This is a genomic window from Brevundimonas sp. SL161 (assembly GCF_049896985.1).
GTDB lineage: Bacteria > Pseudomonadota > Alphaproteobacteria > Caulobacterales > Caulobacteraceae > Brevundimonas.
In genome coordinates, this window is sequence record NZ_JAFCVJ010000011.1 from 39,654 (window position 1) to 61,632 (window position 21,979).

The window sequence follows — 21,979 nt, forward strand, 5'->3', positions numbered from 1 at the left end:
CCGTGTTACAGGTCGCATCAGACGATGCGACGCTGGCCGAGGTCCGCATCGTGGCACTCGGCGAGCACCGCAAAAAGCTGCGGCAGCTGGATCGGTTTGCCCAGCACGCCGTCTGCGCCGGCCGCGAGATAGCGTTCGATGTCCTCGGCGAAGACGTTGGCGGTGAGCATATGTACGGCCGAGACGCCTGCGATGTTTTCGGCGCGAATCTGCCGCACTGCGGTGGGTCCGTCCATCACCGGCATGTTGGCGTCCATCAGGATCAGGTCGAATCGACCGGCTCGAAGAGCCTCGACCGCCTGAAGCCCGTTCTCGACCAGCGTCAGCTCGACGGCCGCGGGCGCCAGCAGGACCTGCAGCACCCGACGGTTGCCGGCGTTGTCCTCGGCGGCGAGCACGCGCAGGCCCCTGACCGGCGCGAAGGCTACGGGCAAATTTTCGGCCGGGGCCGCGTCGCCGACCGGGCAGCTGAACCAAAACCGGCTGCGTCCGTCGTCCGTGCGGTCGGAGCAAATCTGTCCCTCCAGCACCCGCACATTGCCGACGCAGATCGACAGGCCGAGCCCGGCCCCGCCGACGGCACGCCCGGAGTCGGTCTGTTCGAAGGCCTCGAAAATCCGCTCCCGATCTGCCTCAGGCACCCCGGGTCCGCCGTCGATCACCTCGAGACGGAGTTGCTTGTCCGCGGAGGCGGCGACGATCCGGACCTCGGCGTCCGCAGGGGTGAATTTGAGGGCGTTTGAGATCAGGTTGACGAGGGTCTGTTCGACCCGGCCCTCGTCCTGCCGGATTCGATCGAGGTCGAGGCGAGATGTGTCCAGCCGAAGATTGACTTCCATCTCCCGCGCCCTCGGTGTCCAGATGGCGATGATGGCGTCAAGCTTCGCGCGGATGTCGAAATCGCTCAACCGGGCCGTTGCCTGGTTGGCCTCAATACGCGACATGTCGAGCACCGCGTCCAGTAGCCGCAGCAGCATTTGCCCCGAGGCGAGCACGCCGTCGTTCAATTCATGCTGAGCCACCGTCAAGGGTTCGCGTTTCAGCGCCTCGGACAGGCCCAGCACCGCGTTCAGCGGCGTCCGCACCTCATGGCTGGTGACGGCGAGGAAGTTGGACTTGGCCCGGTTGGCGGCCTCCGCGGCCTCCTTTTGCCCCTGTGCCTCGGCGTAGAGGGTCGTTAGCTCGGCGTTGTGGATGCGCAGGCGACGGGCATTACGATAGCGTTCCACCACCCGACCCAGTTGGGCTCCGATCTGGTTGATCATATCCAGCAGTTCGGGGTCGGGGGGGATCGCGCTCCGCTGGAAGAATTCGATCACCGCACCCACCTCCTCGCCGATCAGGGCGGGGAAGGCGAAACCGCCGCGAAGGCCGCTGCGGCCCGCGGCCAGCGCGCGTGGGAAGTTCGGTTCCAGCGTCACGTCCTCGACCCAGACTCCCGCCTTTGCCGCCAGCACCTGGCCGGGCAGGCCTACGCCGGAGGTGAAGGTGATATGCGCGGAGGCCTCGCGGAACGGTGCCAGGTGTGGTTCGTCGGCACCGTACCAGACGCCCGAAGACACCAGCCGGGAGGGGTCGTCGTCGTCGAACATGCAGACGTGGCCGACTGGCCAGCCGGTGAAGGCACAGACTTCCCGCAAGGCCTCGCCGAATGCGATGGCCGGATCGTCGCCGAGATTGGCGGCGGTCGCGATGGCCTGGACGAGCCGCAGGCGTTCCTGCTGTTGATACAGGGCCAGAATGCCGCTTTCGGCTATGGCTTCCGCTGCCAGACGCGCCTCGCGCTCGCGCGCGAAGCGGCGTTCCAGCCGCGCGATCTGGATGGCGGGATCGGGCTGCCCGGTTCGCTGCGGGACGATGGTCACGCTGCAGCGACCCCGAGGTCTGGGGCTGCTTTCCAGCTGATCAAGAACGTGCAGTGCGGATCACCGCGCTGGGTACAGGCCGCGTGCTCGAACATGACCTCTTCGCCATACCAGACGGCGGCCCCTTCAACGAAGCCCTGGGCCAGGGCGCACATGTTGCGGGTCGACAGATACTCCATGAGAAGCCGGCCATCCGTCCCATCCGACATACGGAAATAGGGGCAGGCGGCACCGGGATACAGCTTGCGGACCTCGGCGTGGATGATGGTGTTGACGCCGGCCGTGAACTCGCTCGCCGAGCGGGGACCTTCAAAGAAGGCTGGATAGAGCTCGGCCAGAACGGGTATGGCGCTTTGGCCGAACCAGCGCAGCACCTGGTTCCGGTCCAGCGAGAGTGCCTCCATCGCTGCGGTCACCAGCGCCTCGATCTCGCTATCGGGATAGTTGCCGAGCGAGGTGTAGGCCCCCGACACACCGGCACTCTCGATCAGCGTGTCCCAGGTGTCGGCTCCGAATGCGCGCTGCACGGATTGCTCCAGCAGGTTGAAGACAACGCCCTTCATAAAATCCTCCTTCGAACTCGAAGGTGAACTACCCCTGATGCGAAACGAGACTCTTAACGCGCAGCAAGAGGTCCAATGATTTCAAGCGTCCAACAGGACGTTGGCAGCAGGCCGGGGACTAGGCGCGCAGCGCCTCGACCCCCGGCAGGGGCTTGCCCTCCATCCACTCCAGGAAGGCACCGCCTGCTGTAGAGACGAAGGTCATGTCGTCGGCCACGCCTGCGTGGTGCAGGGCCGCGACCGTGTCGCCGCCGCCGCCAACCGCGACAAGATGTCCGCCCCTGGTCCGGGCCGCGACGTGGCGGGCGACCGCGATCGTGGCGTCGTCGAAGGGCGGGACTTCGAAAACGCCCAGCGGACCGTTCCAGATCAGGGTCTTCGAGGCGTCGATGGCGTCGATCAGGCGGGCGACCGAGGCCGGGCCGGCGTCGAGGATCTTGTCGTCGGCCGACAGCGGCTGGCCGGCGACGACGGGGCGGGCGGCCGCGCCGGGCTTGACCTCGGTGGCGACCACGAAGTCCACGGGCAGCAGCAGTTCGCAACCCCGCGCCTTCGCCTCGACGATGATCTCGAGCGCCGTGTCGGCCATATCGCGCTCGGCCAGGGAGCCGCCGATGTCGACCCCTTGCGCGAACAGGAATGTGTTGGCCATGCCGCCGCCGATGGCGAGCCGGTCGAGCTTGCCGACCAGGTTCTTCAAAAGGTCCAGCTTGGTCGAGACCTTGGCCCCGCCGACGATGCCGATGACGGGCTTCCTGGGATTGCCCAGGGCGGCGTCGAGCGCATCCAGCTCACGCCGCATCGACTCGCCGGCATAGGCGGGCAGCAGGTGGGCGACACCCTCCGTCGAGGCGTGCGCCCGGTGGGCGGCGGAGAAGGCGTCGTTCACGTACAGGTCCGCCAGTTCGGCCAGCTGGGCGGAGAAGGCCGGGTCGTTGGCCTCCTCGCCGGCGTGGAATCGGACGTTTTCCAGCAGGATCACCCCGCCGGCGTCGATGTCGGCGATGGCGGCCCTGGCCTCGTCGCCGACACAGTCGCTGGCAAAGCGAACGGGGGCGCCCAGCAGATGCTCCAGATCATCGACCACGAGCCTCAGGCTCATGGACGGCACGACCTTGCCCTTCGGCCGGTCGAAATGGGCCAGCAGGGCGACCTTGGCTCCCGCGTCGCGCAGCCGGTTGATGGTTGGGATGGCGACCCGCAGCCGGGTGTCATCGGTGACCTTGCCGTCCTCCATCGGGACATTGAAGTCCACGCGGACAAGGGCGGTCTTGCCGACCAGGGAACCAGCGTCGTCGAGGGTGCGGAACGTCATTCGAAATCTCCTCCGCTCATCCCCGCGAAAGCGGGGACCCAGTGCTTTCGTGAGACATGATGACCCGGGTCATGAGCGGTGCGCGAAACGGAAGGCGATTGTCGCCCAAAGGACTGGGTCCCCGCTTTCGCGGGGATGAGCGGAAAAGAGCCTACATCAGTTTCGACATCACCAGCGCCGTATCGGCCATCCGCGTCGCGAAGCCCCACTCGTTGTCGTACCAGGTCAGGACGCGGGCCAGCTTGCCGTCGACGACCTGGGTCTGGGGCAGGGCGGCGGTGGACGAGGCGGCGATGTGGTTCAGGTCGGTGGAGACCAGCGGCTCGGTCGTCGTCGCCAGGACGCCCTTCATCGGACCGTCGGCGGCGGCCTGCAGCGCGGCGTTGATTTCCTCGACGGTGACCTCGCGACCGGCGACGACCTTCAGGTCGACGACCGAGACGTTCGGGGTCGGGACGCGGATCGACGAGCCGTCCAGCTTGCCTTTCAGTTCCGGCAGGACCAGGCCCAGGGCCTTGGCGGCGCCGGTGGAGGTCGGGATCATCGACAGGGCGGCGGCCCGGCCCCGGTACAGATCCTTGTGCATCGTATCCAGCGTCGGCTGGTCGCCGGTGTAGGAGTGGATGGTGGTCATATAGCCGCGCTCGATGCCGAACAGGTCGTTCAGCACCTTGGCGACAGGGGCCAGGGCGTTGGTCGTGCACGAACCGTTCGAGACGATGATGTCGTCGGCGGTCAGGGTGTCGTGGTTGACCTTGTAGACGATGGTCTTGTCGGCGTTGTCGCCGGGCGCCGAGATCAGGACGCGTTTGGCGCCGGCCTTCAGGTGGGCTTCGGCCTTGTCCCGGGCGGTGAAAATGCCGGTGCACTCGAAGGCGATGTCGACGTTCAGCGCCTTGTGCGGCAGGTTGGCCGGGTCGCGCTCGGCCGTGACCTTGATCTTGCCGAGGCCCACATCGATCCAGTCGTCGCCGTGCTCGATCGTGCCCGGGAAGCGGCCGTGGACCGAATCGTACTTCAGCAGGTGGGCGTTGGTGGACACCGGCCCCAGGTCGTTGATCGCCACCACCTCGATGTCGCGGCGGCCATGCTCGACGATCGAACGGAGGACGAGGCGGCCGATGCGGCCGAAGCCGTTGATGGCGACGCGAACGGTCATGGGGGCGAGCTCCTGAAGCGGCGTTTTATGGTTGGCGCTTCAATGGGACCGGCGGCGCTGAGGATCAACCCCGGCAGCGTCACAAGGGATGATCGGATGTAACGGTTCAGCTTGCGAGCGGCAGGGACAGCCGGGCCTCCAGCCCGCCTCCGGCGCGGTTGGTCAGGGTCACGTCGCCGCCCGCCGCCCGCGCCGCCTGGCGCGCCACGGCGAGGCCCAGCCCCGCGCCGCCGGTCTGACGGTTGCGGGAGCGTTCGCCGCGCTGGAACGGCTCGAACACCGTGTCCAGCTCGGCCTCTGGCAGGCCGGGGCCGTCGTCGGCGACGGTCAGGACGACCCTGTCTCCCGACCGGACCGCCTCGACGCGAGCCGCGTCGCCGAACTTTAGCGCATTGTCGATCAGGTTGGCGACCGCCCGCCGCAAGGCCGCCGGGTCGCCCTCGACCGGCAGGGGCTGATCGCCCGAGAAGGTCACCGCCGCCCCGGTCTCGGCGAAGCCCGCCGCGCAGTCGGCGGCGAGATGCGCGAGGTCGAGCCGTTCGCGACGTTCCGCCTGGACCTCGCCGCGCACGAAGGCCATGGCCTGGCCGATCAGCCCGTCCATCTCCTCGACGTCGGCGGCCATCTTGTCGCGCAGGGCCTCGGGCGCCTGTTCCGCGCGGAACCGCAGCCGCGTCAGGGGGGTGCGCAGATCGTGGGCGATAGCGGCGATAGTCTGGGTCCGCTGGCGCATATGGCCCCGGATCGAGGCCTGCATGTCGTTGAAGGCGCCGATGGCCGTGCGTACCTCTGACGGGCCGGACGGGACCAGAGGGGGGGCGTCCGGATCGGCGCCGAGCCGCTCGGCCGCCTCGGCGAACTGGCGGATCGGGCGGGTCAACCGACGCGCCATGAGCCAGACCAGCGGTGCCAGCAACAGGGCGGTGATGCCCAGGGCGATCAGCAGCCGCATCTGCCACGGGTCGATCAGGCCATGCGGCGGCTCGACCGTGGCCCAGCGCCCGTCGTCCATCCGCACCGAGGCCGAGAAGGGCGCGAAGGTCAGGCGGTCGGCGGTGACCGTAAACCGCGTCGGTCCCTCGCCAGCCGTCACCACGCGAACGTCGTTCGAGCCCGGGGGTGAGGGTATGCCGCGCCGCGCCAGCACCTCGCCGACCTCGGCCATGATGGCGTCGTGGTCCGCCCGGTGATCCTCGCCCGGCGCGGCCCGGCGGGTGAAGACAATGCTCGAACTGCTCCCGGTGATGCGGGCGCCTGCGACCAGCGGCCCCTGATCCGGGGGGCGAGGTCCGCGCGGCAGGGCGGGGCGCCAGTGCGTGCGTTCCGGCGACAGCCACACCCGCACGTCGCCCGGTCCCCGGCCCAGCCTCTGGGCCAGCCCCATGCTGATCGCGCGTTCAACCGGTCCGTCACCGGGGTCGTGTTGGGGCGGCTGGTCCGAGACCCGGCGGACGAGTGCGCGGCCGTCGGAGGTCTCGGCGGGCCGTCCGGCCAGGGCGTCGGCGGCGGCCGGAATGCCGAAACCGGCGGGCTGCGGCGGCGGCGCGGTCAGGACGACCGCGAAGACCACGGCCTGGGAGGCGACGACCGCGAAGACGGAGAGCAGGGCCACCTGCATCAGGACCGACATGGAGCCGAAGGGCGAAGACCGGGGTTTCATGCCCGCGCCCCGGCCCGGTCCGCCCGTCGGACGCGCGCGTCGAAGCGATACCCCTCGCCCCGGATCGTGGTGATCAGTTCGCGACCCGAGCCGTCGTCGAGTTTCTTCCTCAGGCGGCTGATCTGTACGTCCATCGCGCGGTCGAAGACGTCGGCGTCGGCGCCCCGCGCGGCTTCCAGCAGCTGGTCGCGGGTCAGGACCCGGCCCGGCCGCTCGGCGAAGGCGCGCAGCAGGCCGAACTCTCCGGCCGACAGGGTCACGATCTCTCCGCCGGGCTGCGACAGTTCGCGCCGCACGAGGTCCAGCCGCCAGCCGTCGAACATCAGGGCCGCCCCCGCCGGAGCCTCGTCCTCACGCGGACGACGCAGCACCGCTCGGATGCGGGCCAGCAGCTCGCGCGGATTGCACGGCTTGGCCAGATAGTCGTCGGCGCCGAGTTCCAGCCCCACGATCCGGTCGGTGTCCTCGCCCATGGCCGACAGCATGACGACGGGCGGCGTGCCCGACAGCCGGCGCACGACCGACAGCCCGTCCTCGCCCGGCATCATCAGATCCAGCACGATCAGGTCGGTGGGGCTCTCGGCCAGGGCCCGGTCCATCTCGGCCGCCGAGGCCGCGCCGCGCGCCTGATAGCCGTGCTGACCCAGGTAGTCGCACAGGACTTCCCGAATGCCGGGATCGTCGTCGACGACGAGGATGCGTGGGGAGGGATCGCTCATGGCCGCCTACATGCCCTGACAGATAGACCGTACCATTTCACGGCTGAAACAATTGATCCGGAGCCTGAAATACCCCGGCAAGCCCGCCATGGTCCAAGGGCGCATCAGAAACTTGAAGGAAAAGACTTCATGTCCGTCATCGCCATCGCCCTGCTGGCCGCCCTGCACGGCGCCGCACCCCAGGATCAGGCCGCGCCCCGGGTCGAGACCCGCTCCGAGATCCGCATCGTCAATGCGGGCGGCGAAGGCCCCGGCCGGCTCGACGCGGATGGCGACGGCGTGGTGACGCGCGAGGAGTTCTCGGCTCCGATGGGCGACGCCTTCGATCGCCTCGACGCGAACGACGACGGACGCCTGTCGACCGAAGAGCTGGCCGCCGGCCACGGCGAAGGCGGCCCCGGCCATCGCATGATGATGATGGGCGGTCCCGGCGGCCCCGGTGGTCCGGGCGTTCACATCATCACCCGCGAAGGCGGCCCGGGCGGTCACGGCGCTCCCGGCATGATGATGTTCGGCGGCCCCGAAGGCCCCGGCGGTCCGGGCGGCGATGTCCGCGTCTTCTCCTTCCGTCACGGCGGCCCGGAGGGTGGTCCCGAGGGCGGTCCGCCCCACGCCGGCCCCGGCGGTTCGAGTTCGCATCAGGTCTTCGTCCATCGTTTCGGCGGTCCGGACGGCCCCGGCGAGATGGACAAGGATGGCGACGGCAAGGTCTCGCAGGAAGAGTTCCTGGCCCCGATGCGCGAAGCGTTCGGCCAGATGGACGCTGACAACAATGGCTTCCTCGACGAAGGCGAAGGACATCCCGCACCGCCGCACGCCGACTGATCCGCTGTTGCGCCATCGGTTTCGTGACTTGAGGCGCGGCGGTTCGGCGGTCTAGGCTGGCGGGGATGGTTCTCCCCGCCCGCCGCGCCTTCCTTGCCCTGATCGCCGGCGCCGTCCTCCTCACGGGGGCGGCGTTCGCGCCTTCGACCGTTTCCGCCCAGGCGGTCGAGACGATCGAGGCGCCCGCGATCCCGACCCGCGACCGCGCCCGCATGAACGGGCGGGTGTTCGACACGGTCTGGAACCTCGTTCGTCGCCAGTATTACGACCCGGACCTGCACGGACTGGATTGGAACGCCGTCCGCGAGACCTGGCGACCCCAGGCCATCGCCGCCGACGACGACCGCGACCTGTACCGGGCGCTCAGCGGCATGCTGGACCTGCTGGACGACGATCACGCCGGCGCCATTTCCGCCGCCGTCGCCCGCCGTCAGGACCAGCAGCGGACCCGGCGCGCGGTGATGGGGGTCTCCCTGGCCCGTCAGGACGGCGACCAGTGGCGTATCGAAAATGTCCGCGTCGGATCTCCGGCGGCGGAAGCGGGCCTCCAGCCGGGCTGGGTGCTCCAGGCCATCGACGGCCAGTCCTGGGGTGTCGATTTCGACGTCGAGGAAGGCCGTGCGCTGCAGCTCGACCTGACCGACGAAGCCGGCGCCCTGCAGCGTGTCTTGGTCACCCCGCGCGTCATGGATCCGATCCCGGCCTTCAGCGTGGATGCGTCGCGACCCGGCGTGGTCGTGCTGCGGATCGAAGGGTTCGAGTCCGGCCTCGGCCGCTGGCTGGGGCAACGCCTTGCCGAGGTCTCGCCAGAAACCGACGTCGTCATCGACCTGCGCGGCAACCCTGGCGGTCTGTTGCTCGAGGCCGACGCGGCCCTGTCCTGCTTCCTCCCGGCGCGGCAGGAATGGGCGACGCGGGTGTCGCGCAGCGGCCGGCCGGTGACCCTGTCGATCATGCCGGGCTGCGGGACCCTGTCCGGCCCCGTGGCCAACGACGTGGCCCTTCTTGTCGATGGATCGAGCCGCAGCGCCGCCGAACTTACCCCGGCCGCCTTGCAGGAATCCGGCCGCGCCCTCGTCGTCGGCGAACACACCGCCGGGGCCGTTCTGATCTCGCAGGACAGTCCATTGCCGGACGGCGGCCGTCTGACCCTCAGCCGCGCCGACTACATCACTGCCGGCGGCGTGCGGCTGGAGAAGCGCGGCGTTGAGCCCGACATCGTCGTGGTCCGCACGGCCGAGGAACGCCGCGCGGGTCTCGACCCGGCGCTCGATGCGGCCATCGCGGCCCTGGCCCGTCAGGACACGGCAAGGGTGACGGTCGTCCCGGCCATCAGCTCCGAAGGCCTCTGAGACCATGATCGCGACGACGGCCCTGCGCTGGTTGCGTTCGAGCCTTGTCGCTGCCGCCCTGGCGCTGTCCGCCTGCCAGACCATCCCTTACGAGCGTCCGGGGGGCCTGCCTCCGGCGGTTCAGGTCGCCGACGGTTCGGCCGAACGCGCGGCCCTGAACGCGCGTGTCTACGACCAGGCGGTCCGCTATGTCGAACGGCTGTTCTACAGCCGCGACTTCCACGGAACGAACTTCGCCGCCGAGGCTGCGTCCCGTCGCGCAGAGGCCGTTGCGCAACCGACGGAGCTCGATTTTTACGCCCGGCTGGAGCAACTGGTCGAGGTTCTCGGCGACGATCACACCCAGACCCTCAGCCCCACCCGCCGCGAGCGTCTGGCCGCGAATGACGCGGGCGCCCAACGGCCGGCCTACGGCGTTGTCATTCTGCCGCGCGGCGATGAACGCTGGGTGCTCCGCGTACGTCCCGACAGTCCGGCGGCGGAGGCCGGGGTGATGCCGGGCTGGAAGATCGAGAGCATCAACGGGGCCAGTCCGCACCTGGGTTCGGTCGCGCGCGAGGACCGGGCCGACCGGTTCGTCTTCCTTGACGAGGTCGGCGAGCGTCACCAGATCGAACTGACCGGTGTCCTGATGGACCCCCTGCCGCGCATGGAAGCCCGGCGACTCGAGGGGGACATCGCCCACATCCGCTTTGACGATTTCGACCGCGAGACCTTCGACTGGTACAAGGGTGAGTTCGACGCGCTGGCGCAAGCGCCGCCCGCCGGGCTGATCGTGGACCTGCGCTCCAATGGCGGCGGCAGCCTGAACCTGACCGGCCTGATGCTGTCCTACCTGTTTGATCGACGGATCGACTTTGCGGTCACACAGGGCCGTTTCATCAACCGCATCTACAATGTCGAGCCGCCGGAACGACCCTATCTCGGGCCGGTGGTGATCCTCGTCGGCTCCGCCTCAGCGAGCGGCGGCGAACTCTATCTGGCGGTGGCGCGTGAACTGGACCGGGCCGTGATCGTCGGAGAGCCGACACGCGGCGCGGTCATCGCATCACGCCTGGTCGAGCTGCCGGACGGGGGCGGGATCCGGATCGGAATGACCGACATGACCACGCCCGCAGGAATCCGCCTGGAGAAGACGGGGGTCACGCCGGACATCGTGCTGGACACCGACTGGAGCGAAATCCGGGCCGGTCGCGATCCGGGTCTGACGATCGCCGTGGCCCAGATCGAGCGACTAAGGGCGGAAGCGGCGGAGCGGCCGGCTACCCCGCCACCGGCCTGACCCTGCTCGCGGCCAGGGTCGCCCGTTCGCGCGCCTGATCCGTGGTCTCGCCCCGCGCCAGGGCCACGCCCATGCGTCGCCGCTCGAACGCTTCCGGCTTGCCGAACAGGCGCAGGTCGGCGGTCGGGACCGACAGGGCCTCGGCCACGCCCTCGTAGGCGATCCCCACCCCATCCATGCCGCCATAGATGACCGCGCTGGCGCCGATCTCGCGCTGGCTGACGTCCACCGGCAGACCGAGGATCGCCCTCGCATGCAGGGCGAACTCGCTCTGTGTCTGCGTGGCCAGTGTCACCAGCCCAGTGTCGTGCGGGCGCGGCGAAACCTCCGAGAACCAGACCGCGTCGCCCTTCACGAACAGCTCGACGCCGAAGACCCCGAGCCCGCCCAGAGCCTCCGTCACCTTGCCCGCGATGTCCTGCGCGGTCGCCAGAGAGGCCGCGCTCATGGCCTGGGGCTGCCAGCTCTCGACGTAGTCGCCCCTGACCTGACGGTGGCCGATGGGGGCGCAGAAGTCGGTGACCACCGCGCCGTCGCGCATCGAGCGAACGGTCAGCAGGGTGATCTCGAAATCGAAGTCGATCCGCCCCTCGACGATGACCCGCGCCGTCTCGACCCGGCCGCCCGACTGCGCATAGGCCCAGGCGTTGGCTGCGTCCTCATAGGCGTCGATGAAGGACTGGCCCTTGCCCGACGAGGACATCACCGGCTTGACGAAGACCGGCAGGCCGATCTCGTGCGCGGCCGCCGCCAGTTCCGCCGCCGACCCGGCGAAGGCATAGGGGCTGGTCGGCAAACCCAGCTCCTCCGCCGCCAGCCGGCGGATGCCCTCGCGGTTCATGGTCAGCTGGGTCGCGCGCGCGGTCGGAATGACGCGCGCCATCCCCGCCGCCTCTATGTCGGCCAGCACCTCGGTGGCGATGGCCTCGATCTCCGGCACGATGATGTGCGGCGCCTCGGCCATGATGACGCCATTCAGCACTTGCGGGTCCGTCATCGGGATCACGTGACTGCGATGCGCCACCTGCATGGCGGGCGCGTTGGCGTAGCGATCGACGACGATCACCTCGCAGCCCAGCCGCTGCAGCTCGATCGCGACCTCCTTGCCCAGTTCGCCGCCGCCCAGAAGCATCACCCGGACGGCGGTGTCGGAAAGAGGGGTGCCGAGTTTCATCAGATGGTCCTTATTCAGCCGCTTCGGCATCTTCCCTGGGCGCCCAGTTTCCGGCGGTCTTGCCGGCGGCGAGGGCGTCGATCAGCGCCGCAGGCGCGCCTGCCTCCCGCATCTCGTCAGCGGTGAGATAGACGGTTCCGCCACAGGCCTGAACCACGTGCGCATAGTCGGCGTCGATCGCCACGCCGCCGTGCTCGGCATCGGCCCAGACGCGGAAGCCCTGACCCAGCTCATCGTCGGTCAGGGGTTTCCACACGTCCTGGCACGCTTCCCGCCGTTCGGCGTCGGTCGCCTCCGCCAGCATCTTGCGCTCGTACAGCGTCTCCAGCCGGGGCGAGCGGACGTTGTAGACGTAGTCGGTCGGTATCCCTTCCTCGGCCTGGTCCTGAACCAGGCCCAGGCCCGGGAGCAGGGCGACCCAGTTCACGCGCTCGCCGGTTGAAAGGTCCCAGGTGATCGGGGTCTGCGAGGTCGAGGGATAGGCGCCGCCGCAAAAGATTTCGAGATGCTCGCGCAGGGTCAGATAGGCCGGACCCGTCATCGGTCGCGTGATGGTTCGGGTCCAGCCGTCGCCCTCCTGGCTGTCGGCCATCCGCCCGCATTCGCCTGCATCCGCCACGGCTGTGGCGTCCAGGCGGTCCAGTTCGGCATTGATGCGCACGATGGCCGGGCTGTCGCCGGACAGCCGGGGCATGGCCTCGATATCGGCGGACAGCCTGGGCTTCTCGACCAGGATCGGGTCGCCCGCCGCACCGGCGAGGCCCTCCGCCCGGGAGGTCGTGCCCTGACCGCATGCGGCCAGTCCCAGCATCAGGGCGACCATCGCCGCACTCGTGATCATCTTCATCTCAGCCGCCCCTCAGTTTGCCGGTTCGATCAGATCCCAGGCGTTGCCGTACAGATCCTCGAAGACCACCACCTTGCCATAGGATTCGGACCCTGGGGCCTCACGGAACGTGACCCCGGCGGCCAGCCAGGCGGCGTGGTCGCGCATCAGGTCGTCGGTTTCCAGGAACAGCCAGACCCGGCCGCCGGCCTGATCGCCGATCCGGGCGACCTGCGCCTCGGTCGTCGCGCAGGCCAGCAGCAGGGAGGTCTGGCCGCCTGTCGGTGTGACCCGCACCCAGCGCTTGCCGTCGCCCATGTCGGTGTCCTCGCTGAGGTCGAAGCCCAGCGTGCCGACATAGAAGGCGATGGCCTCGTCATAGTCGCGGACCAGCAGGCTGACCGCGCCGATCCGGCTCACTACAGGCGAGCCTTGGCCGCCGCCACGATCGCATCCGCCGTGATGCCGAACTCGCGGTACAGCACCTCCGCCGGGGCAGAGGCGCCGAAGCCGGTCATGCCGATGAAGGCACCGTCCTCGCCGATGAACCGTTCCCAGCCCTGTTTGATCGCCGCCTCGCAGGCGACGCGCACCGTGCCCCGGCCGATGACCGAGGCCTGATAGGCGGCGTCCTGCTGCTCGAACAGTTCGAAGCAGGGGACCGAGACGACCCGCGTCGGCGTGCCCCCGGCCTCCAGCGTTTCGGCCGCCTTCAGCGCCAGCGGCATCTCGGTGCCCGTGGCGAACAGGGTAACCCGGGCCTCGCCGTTCGAGGCACGCAGTTCATAGGCGCCGCGGGCCGACAGGTTCTCGTCGGAGGCCGTCACACGCACCGCCGCCGTCTTCTGCCGCGACAGGGCCATCGCCGAGGGCGTCGACTTGTGCTGCAGGGCTAGCTGCCAGCATTCGAAGGCCTCGACCGTATCGGCGGGCCGGAAGACCAGCAGGTTCGGGATCGCCCGCAGCGCCGCCAGGTGCTCGACCGGCTGGTGCGTCGGGCCGTCCTCGCCCAGGCCGATGGAATCGTGGGTCAGGACGTGGATCACGCGGATGCCCATCAGGGCCGCCATGCGGATCGCCGAACGGCTGTAGTCCGAGAACACCATGAAGGTGCCGCCGTAGGGGATGACCCCGCCGTGCAGCGCCATCCCGGTCATGGCCGCCGCCATGCCGAACTCGCGGATGCCCCAGTTGACGTAGCGACCCTCATAGGTCGGCGCGTCCAGGATCGGCGTGCCCTTGACGAAGGTGTTGTTCGAGCCGGTCAGGTCGGCGGAACCGCCGATCAATTCCGGCACGGCGCCGAAGAGGGCGTCGAGCGCGGCGCCCGAGGCCTGGCGCGTCGCCTGGGCCGGCTGGTCCACGATCAGTCGGGCGATGCCGGCGTTCAGGGCGTCGAACGCGCTCTCCGGCAGGTCGCCTTTCATGGCGCGGGTGAAGTCTGCGGCCTGCGACGAGGCGGCGAGGCGCGCCTCCCACGCCTTGCGGGCCTTGGATCCCTGTTTGCCGACCTTCTTCCAGGCCTTGTCGATGGTCTCGGGGATCACGAAAGGCTCGTGGTTCCAGGCCAGGCCCAGACGCGTCGCCGCGATCTCGGCCGCGCCCAGGGCGGCGCCGTGGGTCTTGTGGCTGCCTTCCATGGTGGCGGCGCCGCGCCCGATTTTGGTCTTGCAGGCGATCAGGGTCGGCTTGTCCTGCTTCGTCGCCCACTGCAGCGCCGACTTGATCGCCTTCATGTCATGGCCGTCGACGGCCTTGACGGCCCAGCCGCAGGCCTTGAAGCGCGCCTTCTGATCGACCGCGTCCGACAGGCTGACCTTGCCGTCGATGGTGATCTCGTTGTCGTCCCAAAGGACAGCCAGCTTGTTCAGCCTGTAGCGGCCGGCGAGCGCGATCGCTTCCTGCGACACGCCTTCCATCAGGCAGCCGTCACCGGCGATGACCCAGGTGCGGTGGTCGACCAGGTCGTCGCCGTATTTCGCCGCCAGATGCCGCTCGGCCATGGCGAAGCCGATCGAGTTGGCCAGGCCCTGACCCAGCGGGCCGGTCGTCGTCTCGATGCCCGGCATGTGCCCGTACTCGGGGTGGCCGGCCGTCTTCGATCCCCACTGGCGGAAGTTCGACAGCTGTTCGGTCGTCGCCGCCTTGTAGCCGGTCAGGTGCAGCAGGGCGTAGATCAGCATCGAGCCGTGACCGGCCGACAGGATGAAGCGGTCGCGGTCGGCCCAGTCGGGACGGCTCGCATCGAACTTCAGGAATTTCGAGAACAGCACCGTCGCCACATCGGCCATGCCCATCGGCATGCCCGGGTGGCCGCTGTTGGCCTTCTCAACCCCGTCCATCGCCAGGACGCGTATGGCGTCCGCCATCATCTTCGGGGTCGCTTTTTCGGGTGCGTCTGAGGGGCGGGCCACGAATGGACCTTTCGTCTTGGTGCGGAAAAGGGAGGCGCGCCGCTTTACCCCGGCGTCACGGCGGGTTCTATACGAAATCTGGAGGAAACGATGGCCGACGCCTCGACAGCTGCGCGCGACAGGATCGACCGGGCCCTCGCCTTGTTGGAACGCAAGGTGCTGGAGCTGAAGGCGCGTCCCGCCATCGCGCCGCGCGTGGCCGATGACGATCTGTTCGCCATCCCTTCGCCCGCCGGACCGGACGAGCATCGCCGCATCGCCGAACTCGAGGCCGCCGGGCGTGACGCCTCAGCTGCCCTCGCCGCCGCCGCCATGGCCGTGCGCGACATCCTCGCCCGGGACGACGCCTGATGGCGACGGTCACGGTCGAGATCAATGGACGCCCCTATGCCGTGGGCTGCGCCGACGGACAGGAGGAGCGGGTCCGCATCCTCGCCAAGCAGTTCGACGTTCATGTGCGCCAGGTCGCGGGCGACGTGGGCCACGTCGGCGACATCCGCCTGTTCCTGATGGCCGCCCTGGTGCTGGCCGACGAACTGCATGAGGTGCGGATGAGCGGTGGGACCGGCCCGGTCTCCGCCGACGCTGCCTCGACCCCGCTTTCCGACACCGGCGTCGCTGAGGCCCTGAACGCCGTCGCCGCCCGCATCGAGAAGATCGCATCGCTGCTGTAGTCGCCCATTGTTCAGCCCCCGGTGAAGGACTATCTTGATCGGTGGCGGGTCATGCTGTGGCTCTCGTCGAAGGCAACACATCCTCGCGGCCTTAATTCACTCGAAGGGATCTGCCCCTGTCTGACCTCGTGGGGTCGGATACGCGGAGCCCACCTGGCTACCCAGGCTCGAGAGGATTTAAACCGTCCTTCACGGCTCTTACGGCGCCGCCAACCTGCCTCTCTTTTGGGCGCTACCGCTCGCGACGCGGTCGCTCGCTGCTCGAGCGCCGGTCGGCGCTGACCCAGGTCGCGCGCGGGGATGACGCCATGAAACGCGGCTGGTTCGGTCCAAAGCGCCTCGGCTGGGGCGCATCTCCGGCGAGTTGGGAAGGCTGGGCCTCAACGGGCGTCTTCATCCTCGCCATGTTGTTGACCGGCAATCTGCTCCGGGATGTTTCCTGGGTCTGGGCGCTGATGCTGGCCGAGATCGCTGTCTTTCTGGCCGTGATCCTCTTGACCTACGACAAGAACGCCCGGACGTCCGTCTGACCCACCCGGACAAGCCAGCCCTTCGCGCCGAAGCCCGCGCAGCCCGACGCCGGTTGGCCTCGGTCGAGCCGCTGGCGGCCGAGCGCGTCGCGTCCCATGCCGCTGAACTTCCCTCCGCCGACCTCGTCGCCTTCTATCGCGCCATCGGATCCGAACTCGATCCCGAGCCGCTGGCCCGCGCCTTGATCGCGGCTGGAGCCGCCGCCTGTCTGCCGGTGGCGCTGGAGCGCGATGCCCCGATGATCTTCCGCCGCTGGACCCCAGGCGACCCGCTGGAGGTGGACGCCGCCGGATGCCCTGCGCCCCTGCCTCTGGCCGAGGTCGTCGATCCCGACCTGATCATCACCCCGCTGCTGGCCTTCGACGATTTCGGCGGGCGGCTGGGGCAGGGCGGCGGCTACTACGATCGGACCTTCGCCGCGCGGCCCCACGCGATTCGCATCGGCTTCGCCTTCGCGGGCCAGAGGTCCGCGAGACTGCCCATGGAGTCGCACGACATCCCTCTGCATGGCGTTCTGACCGAGGTCGGCTATACCGCCGCCCGAAAGGTCTAATCCTCCATGAGACTTGCCTTCTTTGGCGACGTGATCGGCAAGTCCGGTCGCGACGGCCTGTCCGACCACCTGCCCGGCCTCAAGCGGGTGCTTAAGCTCGACTTCGTGGTGGTCAATGCGGAGAACGCCGCCGGCGGCTTCGGCATCACCGAGAACACGGCGAAAGAGCTGTTCATGGCCGGCGCTGACTGCCTGACGCTGGGCAACCACTCCTGGGACCAGCGCGAGGCCCTGACCTATATCGTGCGGGAGCCGCGCCTGATCCGCCCCGCCAACTATCCCCGGCTGATGGATGCGCCGGGCGCCGGCGCTAATCTGTTCGAGACTGACAGCGGCCGGACGGTGCTGGTCATGAACGTGCTGGGCCGCATCCACATGGACCCCAACGACGATCCGTTCAGCGCCGTGGACCGAGAGTTGAACGCCGCCCCCCTGGGTCACGTCGCCGACGCCGTCATCGTCGACATGCACGCAGAGGCGACCTCCGAGAAGATGGCCATGGGTCACTTCTGCGACGGTCGCGCCAGCCTGGTCATCGGCACCCACACCCATGTCCCGACCGCCGACTGCCAGATTTTGCCCGGCGGCACGGCCTATCAGACCGACGCCGGCGGGTGCTGCGACTATGATTCTGTCATCGGCAACGAGAAGGAAGAGCCCCTGCGGCGCTTCACCACTCGGATTTCCGGCGGCCGCTACAACCCCGCCAGCGGCCCGGCGACCATCTGCGGCGTCTATGTCGAGACCGACGACAAGACCGGCCTCGCGACCCGAATCGAACCCATCCGCGTCGGCGGCCGCCTCAGCCAGCACATCCCGACAGCCGCCTGAAACGGCGCCGTTGACTGTAAAGATTACGTGTGTAATCGTCTTGGTCTACACATGTAGTCCAAGGAGCCGTCCATGACGCCTGTCACCATCTTCTTTGACGCCGCCGTGCCTGTTCAGGCCATCGTCGTCGCCCTGATCGTCGCCGCCATCGCCGCCGTCGTTGTGACGGTCAAGAAGGTCGCCTCGGGTCCGCACCTGTCGGGCGGTTCGGCCTATCTGTCGGCGCTACGACTTGGCGCGCCCCTGCTCGGCCTGCTTGGCGCCGCCTTCAACGGCCTGATGATGTTCGGCGCCCTGGCGAAGTTCGGACCCCAGCCGATCAACGTCTTGGCCCCCGGCCTGGCCGAGGCGACCTTCCTGGTGGTGATGGGCCTGCTCGTCGGCGTGGTCGGCGTGATTTGCCACTGGGTCGTCGAAGCCCGGGTCGATCGCGCAGTCCTGCGGGCCTGACGTGACGCGCATCGCCGTCACCGAGGCGGAGAGCGCGATCCTGGCCGCCCTTTGGCATCACGGCCCCCTGTCGTTCACCTCCCTGATCGAGGCGGTGAAGGCCGACAATGCCTGGGGCGGCGCCACCATCAAGACGCTGCTCGGCCGTCTGATGCGCAAGGGCGCGGTCCGCTCCCAACGCGACGACGGCCGACAGCGCTATCACGCCGCGATCGAGAGGCGGGACTATCTGGCCGGGGAGGTCGACACGCTCGTCGACCGCCTGTTCGAGGGCCGCCGAGACGCACTCAGGGTCTTCCTCGACGAGGCCTGACGCTCAGCTCGCGGCCGGTCGCCAGGCCTGCATCTCGGCGATCTCTCGCGTCTGGGCAGCGATGACCATCTGGGCCATGCGCCGCACCTCGGGGTCGCGGCTCTCGCGAAGGGCGATCTCGGCCATCGCCACCGCGCCCTGATGGTGGGCGATCATCTTGGCGATATAGGCCTGATCGACCGTCTCGCCCGACGCCGCCGACATCAACCGGTGCATCTCCGCCTCGGAGGCTGCAAAGGCCTGATTCCCCGCCGTCCCATGATCTCCGTCATGAGGTCCAGAGACCTCGCCGGCCGTCACCGTCGCGGCCTGGTTGACGGTCGCGGTTTCGCGCATCGCCTGCTGCACCGGATCGCCGCCGCCGTCACAGGCGGCGAGCAACAGGGGGAGGGCGGCTGCGACGATGAGCGGATGACGGATCATGGATGGCCTTTGCTTGGTTCTGTCGTCGCCAGCTTGCTGCAAAACCCGGCTGCCGTCTCGCATCACGGCGCCGCAGGCGAAGCCGACAAGAGAATAAAATCCTCGCCGGGTCTTGCTCTCCGCTGCCCGCTCCCCACGTCGCGTGGAGGTCTTTGAAATCGTCTCATCCAGCCGCTGACAGCGTGATCGCCTATCCTTCAAGATAGTCGAATTCCACTACGGTCAAAATCTCAACCTTCTGATTTCGTTCAGGTCGATCCGGACTCAACGGACTATCTGGACTCCGCTTTCCGGAGTCCGGTTTCCGGCCGCGATCCGTCAGGCGTCGTGAAGCCGCGCGCTGCCGCCCTCGACGACCATCGACTTGCGCGTCGACAGCACGCCCGTCCGGTCGTGAACCTGGTCCAGCACCTTGAAGTCGGTGCGCCAGCGCTCGGGCGTCACCTCGCAGACGACATAGCCACGCTGCGAGTTGTTGAATTTCAGCTGCGGGTTCACCGACTGGATCGCCGCCATGTCGGGCCGCCGGTCGACCCCGTCGCCGCCGGAGCTGATGGAGGTGGCGACGAACTCGGTCGCGATCGGCTCGCCTTCCGGATTGCGGCCGTCGATGAACAGTTCGCCCGCATAGTTCTGATGCTCGTCGCCCGTCAGGACGACGACGTTGTCGATGCGACGTTCCTTGATATGGTTCAGCAATCTCGCACGCGGTACGCGATATCCCGCCCAGCTGTCCGGGTTGACGCCATAGTCGTCGCCCGGGTTGCGATCCAGGTCCATGACCATGATCTGCTGGGCGAGCGATTGCCATTTCGCCTGCGAGCGGTTCAGCCCGTCGAACAGCCAGGCCTGCTGCGCCTCGCCCAGGACCTCGGCCTCACGCGCATCGATGGCTTCGCAACTCGAGTTGAACCGGTCTCCGCAGGGCTGGTCCGAGCGGTACTGGCGCGTGTCGAGCAGATGTATGTCCAGCAGGTCGCCATAGGTCGCCTTGCGATACAGTTGCATCTGGGAGCCGCGCGGGAAGGACGACCGGCGCAGCGGCATATGCTCATAGAAGGCCTGCATCGCGGCCGCCTTGCGCAGGGCGAAGACCTCGGCCGGCGATCCCTCCTGATCGATGTCGGAGACCCAGTTGTTGTCGATCTCGTGGTCGTCCCAGACCACGAACCAGGCCGCCGACTGGCGCGCGGACTGAAGGTCGGAATCCATCGTGTACTGGGCGTATCGGTGCCGATAGTCATCGACGGAATAGACCTCCCCGCCCTGATGGACGCGCAGGTTCTCCTGGGTCGATGTCCCGCCGTAGGTGCGGTTGCCGCGTCCCTCGTAGATGTAGTCCCCATAGAAGAAGACGAAATCCAGGTCTTCTGCGGCCATCTTGCGGTGGGCGGTGTAATATCCGCTCTCGATCGCCTGACAGCCGGCGACGCCGAACTTCACCTGGGCCAGAGGCGCGCCCACGACCGGCGTGGTCTTGGCGCGGCCGACGCCAGAACGTTCACTGCCGACGCGGAAGCGATAGAAATAAGGCCGGCCGGGCTCCAGCCCCTCGACCTCGACATGGACCGAATGCCCCAGTTCCGGGCGGGCTACGGCCTCGCCGGAACGCACGATCGTGCCGAAACCGACGTCGGCGGCGACCTCCCAGGTCACGGCCATCGCCTGACGTGGCATCCCGTAACCGGGCTCCATCGGCCGCGGCGCCAGCCGCGTCCAGATGACGAACCCGTCGGGCAGGGGATCGCCGGCGGCGACGCCCAGCTGGAAAGGGTTCTCATCGAACACCGCCTGGGCCAGGCCCTCGCGAGGCAGGGTGACGGCCGCAGAACCGGCGCCGAGTCCGGTCAGGAGCAGGCGGCGAGACAGGAACAGGGACATGGCGAACTCCGAAGCGCGGATCCGCATACTGCACCTGTGTGACAGGACGCACGATGTCGTCAGAAACAAGAAGGTTGAAAGGTCGTGCTTCAGGGAGTCATGTTATGCGACGACAGGGGGCTGTCTGACCAGGGTAGGGGCTGAGATTGAAAACAGTGATTTTCACGGTGTCGCTCTGTGTAGCGGCCATTTTTGTTACGGGCGCATCAGCACAGCAGAGCGTGTCCCTGTCCGCAGGTTTCGTTCCCGATCCAGTGACGGTCGAACTCTATTCGGGCGGCGGCAATCAGGCCTCCGATCTGGGACGTTCCTGCGTGGGGACGGTCGGAATCAGCCCCGACGTCGTGCTGAACTTCAGCTCGGCCGGCGGTCGTCTCGCCATCGGCGTCCTGGCCGGAACCGACACCAGCCTGGTGATCAACGGGCCCGACGGCCGCTTCTATTGCAACGATGACAACAGCGGCCTCAATCCGGGTCTGGTCTGGGGACGGGCGCCCAGCGGCCAGTACGACATCTGGGTCGGCGCCGTCGGCGATGCGGGTCCCGCGACCCTGGTCATTACCGAAGGCAGCCTCGACTACTGAAGCTTTCATCCGGACTGATGATGCCGGGCCTCGTCTTCGGGTCCAGGCTCTGTCGGAGCCCCGCGCCGCGTCGGTCCAACACCCTTTCAAACCAGAGGAAACCAACCCATGCGTACTGTACTTCTCGCCTCAGCCATCGCCGCCGCTCTGATGGCCGCCGCCACGTCGGCCGTCGCCCAGAATCCCAGCGCCGCCGCTACATCGGGCGCCACCCGCGCCCGCGCCGGTTTCACCCCGGATCCCATCCGTGTCAGCATCTATTCAGGGGGGTCGATTGACGCCTCGCGCCTGCGCGGTTCCTGCGTCGGCATGATCGCCAGCGCGCCGGACTATGAGTTCACCTATACGGCCGGCTCGTTCCCGCTGAGCTTCGGGGTCGTCTCCAACGGTGACACCAGCCTCGTCATCAACGGACCCGACGGCCGCTGGTACTGTAACGACGACGCCCAGGGCCTAAACCCGATCGTCAACTTCAGCCGTCCGCGGAGCGGCGCCTACGATGTCTGGGTCGGCGCCGTCGGCGAGGCTTCGTCCTCGACCTTGCTGATCTCCGAGTCGAACTGAGGCTCCAATCGATTGGCTCAG

24 protein-coding genes and 1 other RNA gene are annotated in these 21,979 nt (G+C 68.3%); 13 read left to right on the plus strand and 12 right to left on the minus strand.

The window, feature by feature from the left end; all coding sequences use genetic code 11:
• Nucleotides 1-17: 17 nt before the first annotated feature.
• From ACP7AU_RS09650 to ACP7AU_RS09675, 6 genes are all read right to left on the minus strand, one after another.
• Nucleotides 18-1,865 carry a response regulator gene (locus tag ACP7AU_RS09650; RefSeq protein ID WP_426051271.1) on the minus strand — a complete coding sequence of 616 codons (1,848 nt, stop codon included), beginning with the start codon at nucleotides 1,863-1,865 and terminating at the stop codon, nucleotides 18-20.
• Nucleotides 1,862-2,428: a heme NO-binding domain-containing protein gene (locus tag ACP7AU_RS09655; RefSeq protein WP_426036781.1), complete on the minus strand. Its 567-nt coding sequence runs from the start codon at nucleotides 2,426-2,428 to the stop codon at nucleotides 1,862-1,864. The genes ACP7AU_RS09650 and ACP7AU_RS09655 overlap by 4 nt, the downstream gene beginning before the upstream one ends.
• A 118-nt stretch (nucleotides 2,429-2,546) precedes the next feature.
• Nucleotides 2,547-3,743, minus strand: coding sequence for a phosphoglycerate kinase (locus tag ACP7AU_RS09660; protein WP_426036783.1), 1,197 nt, complete (start codon nucleotides 3,741-3,743; stop codon nucleotides 2,547-2,549).
• 151 nt (nucleotides 3,744-3,894) lie between these two features.
• Nucleotides 3,895-4,902, minus strand: coding sequence for a type I glyceraldehyde-3-phosphate dehydrogenase (gene gap / locus ACP7AU_RS09665; protein ID WP_303695268.1), 1,008 nt, complete (start codon nucleotides 4,900-4,902; stop codon nucleotides 3,895-3,897).
• Between the two features lie 106 nt (nucleotides 4,903-5,008).
• Nucleotides 5,009-6,562: an ATP-binding protein gene (locus tag ACP7AU_RS09670; RefSeq protein ID WP_426036786.1), complete on the minus strand. Its 1,554-nt coding sequence runs from the start codon at nucleotides 6,560-6,562 to the stop codon at nucleotides 5,009-5,011.
• On the minus strand, nucleotides 6,559-7,281 hold the full coding sequence (locus tag ACP7AU_RS09675; RefSeq protein WP_426036788.1) for a response regulator: 723 nt from the start codon (nucleotides 7,279-7,281) through the stop codon (nucleotides 6,559-6,561). Before ACP7AU_RS09675 ends, ACP7AU_RS09670 begins: the two co-directional genes overlap by 4 nt.
• 129 nt (nucleotides 7,282-7,410) lie before the next feature.
• Between ACP7AU_RS09675 and ACP7AU_RS09680 the strand changes: the two genes are divergently transcribed.
• The 3 genes from ACP7AU_RS09680 to ACP7AU_RS09690 all read left to right on the plus strand — a co-directional run bounded on the left by ACP7AU_RS09680 (nucleotide 7,411) and on the right by ACP7AU_RS09690 (nucleotide 10,740).
• On the plus strand, nucleotides 7,411-8,106 hold the full coding sequence (locus tag ACP7AU_RS09680) for an EF-hand domain-containing protein (protein ID WP_426051272.1): 696 nt from the start codon (nucleotides 7,411-7,413) through the stop codon (nucleotides 8,104-8,106).
• A 65-nt stretch (nucleotides 8,107-8,171) separates the two neighbouring features.
• Nucleotides 8,172-9,458, plus strand: coding sequence for a S41 family peptidase (locus ACP7AU_RS09685; RefSeq protein ID WP_426036792.1), 1,287 nt, complete (start codon nucleotides 8,172-8,174; stop codon nucleotides 9,456-9,458).
• A 4-nt stretch (nucleotides 9,459-9,462) separates the two neighbouring features.
• Nucleotides 9,463-10,740: a S41 family peptidase gene (locus ACP7AU_RS09690; protein WP_426051273.1), complete on the plus strand. Its 1,278-nt coding sequence runs from the start codon at nucleotides 9,463-9,465 to the stop codon at nucleotides 10,738-10,740.
• Here ACP7AU_RS09690 and purT read toward each other — a convergent pair.
• The 4 genes from purT to tkt are packed head-to-tail and all read right to left on the minus strand — an operon-like array spanning nucleotide 10,721 to nucleotide 15,109.
• Entirely contained in the window at nucleotides 10,721-11,914 is a 1,194-nt protein-coding gene (purT, locus tag ACP7AU_RS09695) for a formate-dependent phosphoribosylglycinamide formyltransferase (RefSeq protein WP_426036796.1), read from the minus strand. The genes ACP7AU_RS09690 and purT overlap by 20 nt on opposite strands.
• A 10-nt stretch (nucleotides 11,915-11,924) precedes the next feature.
• Nucleotides 11,925-12,761 (minus strand): hypothetical protein, encoded by an 837-nt coding sequence (locus ACP7AU_RS09700; RefSeq protein ID WP_426051274.1) that lies wholly within the window; start codon nucleotides 12,759-12,761, stop codon nucleotides 11,925-11,927.
• A 12-nt stretch (nucleotides 12,762-12,773) separates the two neighbouring features.
• The gene (locus ACP7AU_RS09705; protein WP_426051275.1) at nucleotides 12,774-13,160 is read right to left on the minus strand and encodes a VOC family protein; all 387 of its coding nucleotides are present in this window, start codon (nucleotides 13,158-13,160) and stop codon (nucleotides 12,774-12,776) included.
• Nucleotides 13,160-15,109: a transketolase gene (gene tkt, locus ACP7AU_RS09710; RefSeq protein ID WP_426051306.1), complete on the minus strand. Its 1,950-nt coding sequence runs from the start codon at nucleotides 15,107-15,109 to the stop codon at nucleotides 13,160-13,162. Before tkt ends, ACP7AU_RS09705 begins: the two co-directional genes overlap by 1 nt.
• 135 nt (nucleotides 15,110-15,244) lie before the next feature.
• On the opposite strand from tkt, the gene ACP7AU_RS09715 reads away from it, so the two are divergent.
• The 8 genes from ACP7AU_RS09715 (at nucleotide 15,245) to ACP7AU_RS09750 (ending at nucleotide 18,506) form a co-directional block, all read left to right on the plus strand.
• The gene (locus tag ACP7AU_RS09715) at nucleotides 15,245-15,505 is read left to right on the plus strand and encodes a hypothetical protein (RefSeq protein WP_426051276.1); all 261 of its coding nucleotides are present in this window, start codon (nucleotides 15,245-15,247) and stop codon (nucleotides 15,503-15,505) included.
• Nucleotides 15,505-15,828 carry a cell division protein ZapA gene (locus tag ACP7AU_RS09720; RefSeq protein ID WP_303695281.1) on the plus strand — a complete coding sequence of 108 codons (324 nt, stop codon included), beginning with the start codon at nucleotides 15,505-15,507 and terminating at the stop codon, nucleotides 15,826-15,828. The genes ACP7AU_RS09715 and ACP7AU_RS09720 overlap by 1 nt, the downstream gene beginning before the upstream one ends.
• Nucleotides 15,829-15,876: 48 nt before the next feature.
• Nucleotides 15,877-16,039, plus strand: a non-coding RNA gene (ssrS, locus tag ACP7AU_RS09725) — 6S RNA.
• Nucleotides 16,040-16,136: 97 nt separating this feature from the next.
• Nucleotides 16,137-16,358: a hypothetical protein gene (locus ACP7AU_RS09730; protein WP_426051309.1), complete on the plus strand. Its 222-nt coding sequence runs from the start codon at nucleotides 16,137-16,139 to the stop codon at nucleotides 16,356-16,358.
• Nucleotides 16,355-16,912 (plus strand): 5-formyltetrahydrofolate cyclo-ligase, encoded by a 558-nt coding sequence (locus ACP7AU_RS09735; protein ID WP_426036920.1) that lies wholly within the window; start codon nucleotides 16,355-16,357, stop codon nucleotides 16,910-16,912. Before ACP7AU_RS09730 ends, ACP7AU_RS09735 begins: the two co-directional genes overlap by 4 nt.
• A gap of 6 nt (nucleotides 16,913-16,918) precedes the next feature.
• Entirely contained in the window at nucleotides 16,919-17,743 is an 825-nt protein-coding gene (locus ACP7AU_RS09740) for a TIGR00282 family metallophosphoesterase (RefSeq protein WP_303695282.1), read from the plus strand.
• A 72-nt stretch (nucleotides 17,744-17,815) separates the two neighbouring features.
• Complete coding sequence (locus ACP7AU_RS09745; protein WP_426036804.1) at nucleotides 17,816-18,193, plus strand: MotA/TolQ/ExbB proton channel family protein; 378 nt, start codon at nucleotides 17,816-17,818, stop codon at nucleotides 18,191-18,193.
• A gap of 1 nt (nucleotide 18,194) precedes the next feature.
• Nucleotides 18,195-18,506, plus strand: coding sequence for a BlaI/MecI/CopY family transcriptional regulator (locus ACP7AU_RS09750; protein ID WP_426051277.1), 312 nt, complete (start codon nucleotides 18,195-18,197; stop codon nucleotides 18,504-18,506).
• Between the two features lie 3 nt (nucleotides 18,507-18,509).
• Here ACP7AU_RS09750 and ACP7AU_RS09755 read toward each other — a convergent pair whose 3' ends face one another.
• Entirely contained in the window at nucleotides 18,510-18,929 is a 420-nt protein-coding gene (locus ACP7AU_RS09755; protein WP_426036808.1) for a DUF305 domain-containing protein, read from the minus strand.
• 318 nt (nucleotides 18,930-19,247) lie between these two features.
• Nucleotides 19,248-20,810 (minus strand): alkaline phosphatase D family protein, encoded by a 1,563-nt coding sequence (locus ACP7AU_RS09760; RefSeq protein ID WP_426051278.1) that lies wholly within the window; start codon nucleotides 20,808-20,810, stop codon nucleotides 19,248-19,250.
• Between the two features lie 221 nt (nucleotides 20,811-21,031).
• Here ACP7AU_RS09760 and ACP7AU_RS09765 point away from each other — a divergent pair, with 221 nt between their 5' ends.
• Together ACP7AU_RS09765 and ACP7AU_RS09770 are read left to right on the plus strand one after the other, a co-directional pair.
• Complete coding sequence (locus tag ACP7AU_RS09765; RefSeq protein ID WP_426051279.1) at nucleotides 21,032-21,394, plus strand: peptidase S1; 363 nt, start codon at nucleotides 21,032-21,034, stop codon at nucleotides 21,392-21,394.
• Nucleotides 21,395-21,502: 108 nt separating this feature from the next.
• On the plus strand, nucleotides 21,503-21,958 hold the full coding sequence (locus tag ACP7AU_RS09770) for a peptidase S1 (RefSeq protein ID WP_426036812.1): 456 nt from the start codon (nucleotides 21,503-21,505) through the stop codon (nucleotides 21,956-21,958).
• Nucleotides 21,959-21,979: the final 21 nt, after the last annotated feature.